Here is a 5,666-nt window from a genome sequence, read left to right on the forward strand (position 1 = left end):
ACGCTGGGCGAGAGCATCGGCATGGCGGCGGAAGTGGCGCATGGCAGCTGCACGGATGTGCCGCCTGCGCGCAAGTAAGTCCGCAGCCAAGCTACCCTGACAAGGCCCGAACTGGCGACGGTTCGGGCCTTGTGCTTTGCGTACCCAAACAATCGCCGCAGAATACTGTGCATTTGTACAGTATTCATGTCAGCCACTTCCAAGCCCAAGCTCTACAACCCACGCCACCCCGAACGCACGCTGCTCTACCAAACGGTAGCCGAGCACTACGAGACCTGGCTAGAGTTGGCCAGCGCGGGTCAGTTCGACGGCCAGGGCGACCACCACACCCCCAAGCCCTTCGTGCGCAAAGCGTTTGCCAAGTATCTTGAGTGCGGCATCTTTGCCCATGGCTTTGCCCGCGCTCGCTGCGGCGACTGTGGGCACGACTACTTTGTAGCCTTCTCCTGCAAAGGCCGGGGAGTCTGCCCCTCGTGCACCACGCGGCGGATGGTGGAGACGGCGGCACACCTGAGCGACCACGTTTTCCCCCGCCTGCCGGTGCGCCAGTGGGTGCTCTCCGTGCCCAAGAGGTTGCGGTACTTCATGCAACGCGACGGAGCGGTGCTGAGCATGGTGCTGCGCATCTTTCTGCGGGTGATCGCACAAACTCTGCAGACCCACAGCCCCGGTGCGGCCCATATGGACAAGGCAGGCCTGCACATCGGTGCCATCGCCTTCATTCACCGATTCGGCTCCAGCCTCAATGAACACGTCCACTTCCACGTTTGTGTGGTGGACGGGGTGTTTGAGGAAGTGGAGGGCGAGGGCGATGCTGATGCGACCCCTCGAATCTCATCGCCGGGTGTCATCTTTCACGCGGCCACCGGCATCGATGCGGCTACCGTGGCCCCAGTGCAGACCACACTGCAAAAACGCATCCTGCGCGCCTTCGTTGCTCGGGGCCTGCTGGAGAACTGTGACGCCAAAGACATGCTGGGCTACAAACACAGCGGCTTCTCGGTGGACGCCGGTGTCTGCATCGAAGCCCACGACCGCGCTGCGCTGGAGCGGCTGCTGCGCTATTGCGCGCGTCCACCGTTTTCCATGGAGCGCCTACGCAAAGAGGGAAGCAAACTGGTGTACCGCTGTGCCAAACAGCGCAGCGAGCCCACCAGTGACAAGCGTGGTGCCAAGGCAGATGAGCTGCACCTCACACCGCTGGAACTGATCGACCGCATCGCCGCGCTGGTGCCACCGCCACGCACCCACCGGCACCGCTACTTTGGTGTGCTGGCACCAAACTCGCCGCTGAGAGCGGCGGTAACGGCGCTGGCTCAGCCTGCTGCGTCGCAACCAGCCACGGTGGAGACTGCACAACCTGGCGCGGGCGTACCTGGGGTGGCGGCGCCGGGCAACGCGGCCACACCCACACCCGAACCTGAAGCACGCCCGAAGCGAGCGGCGCATTACTTGTGGGCGGTGCTGATTGCCCGCATCTACGAGGCATTTCCGCTGCTGTGCCCCATGTGCGGTGGGCAGATGCGCATCATTGCCTTCATCACCCACAGCGCCGAAATCCGCCACATCCTGAACCACATCGGGGTGGAGTCTGCCCCCCCGCACATCACCCCGGCACGCGGGCCACCGCTGTGGGAGGGCTGCGACGCGCCGGTGGATGATGGTGCGCAAGGCGAGCCGGATTGGGATCTGGCAGCTCAACCCGACGAGGTAGACCAGCGCGTCAATTGGTGACCCAGTGAAGCGGCGGTATCCATCGCTGCGGGGAAGCAGCTGCGCGCGCGCCAGGCCCAAATGCATACTGCCTCCCAAGCTCTTGCCATTGAGCGGCAAGCGAGCGCTCAACCTTCATTGGCCGAACGTGTTTCGAGGCCCAAAACTCGTGCCATACTTGGCCTCATGCGGTTGAATTTCCTATCCGTACCCAGTTTTTCGATAGTGCGCTTGAAGCGACGCAGAGCGACGTCAAACGGCTCGTTTTCTTTTACACGGATGGTTGTCATTACGTAATGTTGTCCAAAATGTGCTGTCGCCAGTCACGTGGGGAGATCGAGCCCCACATGCCACGTTCAGCGGTATTCCCCGTCTTAACTAGTATTGGCCGACGGGGGACTGCCAGAATAGCCCGCGATTATATCCTGAACTCTGCGAATGGCAACTCGCCTCAAGGCGAGTTAGCCCCCGGGAGGGGGCAGACGCCCATACCCATCAATAGGGCAGTGAGGGCGTCGGGGCGGAACCCTATGCAGCCCGCAGGGCCTGGGCGAGCGCCTTTGCGCAAGCAAATGCGCTCGCCCAGGCCCACTGGAAGTTATAGCCGCCCAGCCATCCGGTCACATCGACCACCTCACCAATGAAATACAGGCCCGGCTGGCGCGATTCCAGGGTCTGGCTGGACAAGGCCTTGGTGTCCACACCACCTGCGGTGACTTCGGCCTTGCGGTAGCCCTCGGTGCCGGTGGGGGTGAGTTCCCAGCGCGTCAGGCGCTCGGCCAGCGCGGTCAGCGCCTTGTCGGAGGCCTCGTTGATGGGGCGCTGCCAGTTGTGGCCCAGCGCCGCGCCCTGGGCGACCCAGGTGTCGGCCAAGCGGGAGGGCACCAGGCCCGCCAGTTCGTTGGCAATCAGCTTGCGCGAGGTGGCTTTGGCCTGGTTCAGGTGGGCGGCGATGTCGGTGCCGGGCGCCAGGTTCAGGCGGATAGGCGTGCCTTCCTGCCAGTAGCTGGAAATTTGCAGTACGCCGGGGCCGGAGAGGCCGCGGTGGGTGAACAGCAGGTCTTCGAGGAAAGCCGTTTTGTCCTTCTTGCCACCGGTTTCGATACTGACCGGCAGCGACAGGCCCGAGAGCTGGGAAAACGGCGCCCAGGCGGCTTCGTCAAAGGTCAGCGGCACCAGCGCCGGGCGGGGCGTGACGACGGGCAGATCGAACTGTTTGGCCACGCGGTAGCCAAAATCCGTCGCACCGATCTTGGGAATGGACAGGCCGCCGCTGGCGATGACCACCGCGCCGCACTGAATGGTGCCACGGTCGCTATCTATTTCATAGCTGCTTGCGCACGATCCATAAGGGCTGGAGGCTAAAAATCGTATATTTTTCACGCCACAGGGTTGCCAGCGTTCCACGCCGCCGGCCGCGCATTCGGCCAGCAGCATGGCGATCAGGTCTTCGGCCGAGCGGTCGCAGAAAAGCTGGCCTTTGTGTTTTTCGTGGAAGGCAATGCCGTGTTTTTTGACCAAAGCCACGAAATCGGCCGGGGTGAAGCGAGACAGGGCCGATTTGGCAAAGCGCGGGTTCTCGCTCAGGAAGTTGGCCGCCGTGACGTCCACGTTGGTGAAGTTGGCACGGCCACCGCCCGAGATGCGGATTTTTTCGGCCACCTTTTCGCTGTGGTCCAGCACCAAAACCTTCAAACCCAATTGGCCGGCTACCCCGGCACAAAACAGGCCGGCCGCACCGGCACCCACGATCACAACATCAAAACTTTGCATGGGCTGCAGTGTAGAATTTCAACGATGACGGTACCCGATACAGAGGCGCTGCATAACGAGAGAGACAAAACCATGAATCCCATTGTTTACGCCATACCCGTATTCATGCTCACCATCCTGCTCGAGGCCTGGGTGGCCCGGCGGCGCGGTGTGGCGGTCTACGACATTCCCGACGCCATCACCAGCCTGCACCATGGCGTGTTGAGCCAGGTGACCAACGCCTTCACCAAGATCGCCACGCTGGGCATCTACATCGCGGTGTATGAGGCCTACCGCTTTACCGAATGGTCCATGAGCAGTATTCCGCTGTGGATTCTGGCCCTGGTGCTGTACGACCTGTGTTACTACTGGGCACACCGCATGGGCCATGAGGTCAATGTCATGTGGGCCTCGCATGTGGTGCACCACTCCTCGGAGTACTACAACCTGTCTACCGCACTGCGGCAGACCTCTACCGGTGCGTTATTCGGCTGGGTGTTCTACCTGCCCCTGGCGGTGCTCGGTATCCCATGGCAGATGCTGGTGATCGTGGGCCTGATCGACCTGCTGTACCAGTACTGGGTGCATACCGAACTGATAGGCCGCATGGGCGTGCTGGACCGCATTCTGGTCACGCCCAGCAACCACCGCGTGCACCACGGCCAGAACGACTACTGCATCGACAAGAACTACGGCGGTATCCTGGTCCTGTGGGACCGTCTGTTCGGCACCTTTGCCGACGAACGCGATGACGAGAAAATTTGCTACGGCATCCGCAAGCCGCTGCACAGCTTCAGCCCGATCAAGGGCAACCTGCACTACTACGCCGACCTGTGGCAGATGTCCCGTGCGGCAAAAGGCTGGCGCGCCAAGCTGGGTGTCTGGGTGGCGCCACCGGGCGGCTGGACCGACGAACCCATCGAACATTTCGAACCCCGCACCTTTACCCGCTTTGATGTGCAAACCCCCGCGCCGCTGCGTTGGTACGTGGCGCTGCAGTACGCGGTGCTGGTGCCTTTTGTTTCGCATTTCATCGGTGTGGCCAAGGGTCTGGACAGAGGCACGGCCGCGGTGTACGCGCTGGGCATTCTGGTCACGGCGGTGGCGCTGGGGGCGCTGCTTGAGCGTTTTGTCTGGGGCAAGTGGCTGGAGCAGGTGCGTCTGCTGGCGCTGGGTGTGTCGTTCGCCGCCGTGCCGCAGTGGTTTGGCTTTGAGGCGCCGCTGCCGCTCAAGGGTGCATTGCTGGTGTTGTGTGTGGGCAGTGTGGTCTGGCTGAATCGCCAAGCCGTTGCCCCTGCCAACGCGGTGGGAGTGGCAGCATGAACCCGGACGCCTTGTCGGATCTGGTGCTGCTGCTGGTGTGTGCTGCCATCCTGTGGTTTCACCTGCGCCAGCGGCCTGCTGTGGCAGTGGCTGCCGGCCTGATCGGTTTGGCGGCCTGCCTGGGTGTGCTGCGCTATTCGGGCTGGGCCGAGATGCTGGGGCCGCACCGTTTCACCAGCCTGCTGGCCGCCTGTGCTGCGTTTCCGTTGCTTGCATCAGGCCTGCGCTGGCCGGATGCGCCGCTGGCCACACGTGGCGCGGCGGTCGGGCGTTTTGTGCTGGTCGTGGGGGGCGTCGGCATCGTGCTGACGCTGGCCGGTCTGGCGCTCTGGTCGCAGGTGGTGCCGGGCGTGTGTGCGCTGGTGATTGCCTGGACGGCGGTGCAGCAGCGCAATACCTGGGGCTTGGCGGGCACGCTGGCGTTGTTGGGCAGCTTTGTGGTGGCGGCTACTGGCAAGGCCGACAGCAACTACCTGGGACTCTTTAACAACGTGCAGTTGATGCACTACACCCTGGCGCTGGCCTTGGCGCTGCTGGCGGTGGGGGCCACGCGCACACCACAAAACCAGCAGCTCGCGGCTGCCTGAACGCTCAGGCGGTGCGCGTCTGGCCCAGGGGTTCCCGTTCGGGGACCTGGGCTGCGGCCAGCAGGCCCTGCATCACATCACCGACCACGATGACGCTGGGGCTGGCCAGGCCTTCCCGGGCGATGGTGGTCTGCAGCTCGCCCAGTGTGCAGACTGCATGGCGCTGCGTGGGCAGGCTGGCGTTGTGCACGATGGCCACGGGGGTGGTGTCGGGCAGGCCGTACAGCAGTTCGTCCTGGATGTGGGCGGCACCGCTCACACCCATGTCCGCCAAGAAAAGCTGGAGACCAG

At 63.3% G+C, this 5,666-nt stretch carries 4 protein-coding genes and 2 pseudogenes; 3 read left to right on the forward strand and 3 right to left on the reverse strand.

Translation table 11 applies throughout. The features are described from left to right. The first annotated feature begins 186 nt into the window (after positions 1 to 186). A complete protein-coding gene (locus D769_RS19870) occupies positions 187 to 1,734 on the forward strand; it encodes an IS91-like element ISPps1 family transposase (protein ID WP_008648771.1) in 1,548 nt (515 codons plus the stop codon). Positions 1,735 to 1,922: 188 nt separating this feature from the next. On the opposite strand, the pseudogene rpsU reads toward D769_RS19870, so the two are convergent. Next, positions 1,923 to 2,003, reverse strand: a pseudogene (gene rpsU / locus D769_RS31300) (30S ribosomal protein S21); the annotation flags it as partial. Positions 2,004 to 2,241: 238 nt separating this feature from the next. Beyond that, a complete protein-coding gene (locus D769_RS19875) occupies positions 2,242 to 3,486 on the reverse strand; it encodes an NAD(P)/FAD-dependent oxidoreductase (protein ID WP_008648772.1) in 1,245 nt (414 codons plus the stop codon). 72 nt (positions 3,487 to 3,558) lie between these two features. Between D769_RS19875 and D769_RS19880 the strand changes: the two genes are divergently transcribed. Further along, positions 3,559 to 4,788 carry a sterol desaturase family protein gene (locus D769_RS19880; RefSeq protein WP_008648773.1) on the forward strand — a complete coding sequence of 410 codons (1,230 nt, stop codon included), beginning with the start codon at positions 3,559 to 3,561 and terminating at the stop codon, positions 4,786 to 4,788. Further along, complete coding sequence (locus tag D769_RS19885) at positions 4,785 to 5,375, forward strand: hypothetical protein (RefSeq protein ID WP_008648775.1); 591 nt, start codon at positions 4,785 to 4,787, stop codon at positions 5,373 to 5,375. The genes D769_RS19880 and D769_RS19885 overlap by 4 nt, the downstream gene beginning before the upstream one ends. A 4-nt stretch (positions 5,376 to 5,379) precedes the next feature. Here D769_RS19885 and D769_RS19890 read toward each other — a convergent pair. Next, positions 5,380 to 5,666: pseudogene (locus tag D769_RS19890) on the reverse strand (uroporphyrinogen-III C-methyltransferase); the annotation flags it as partial.

This window comes from Cupriavidus sp. HMR-1 (assembly GCF_000319775.1).
Taxonomy (GTDB): Bacteria; Pseudomonadota; Gammaproteobacteria; order Burkholderiales; family Burkholderiaceae; genus Cupriavidus; species Cupriavidus metallidurans.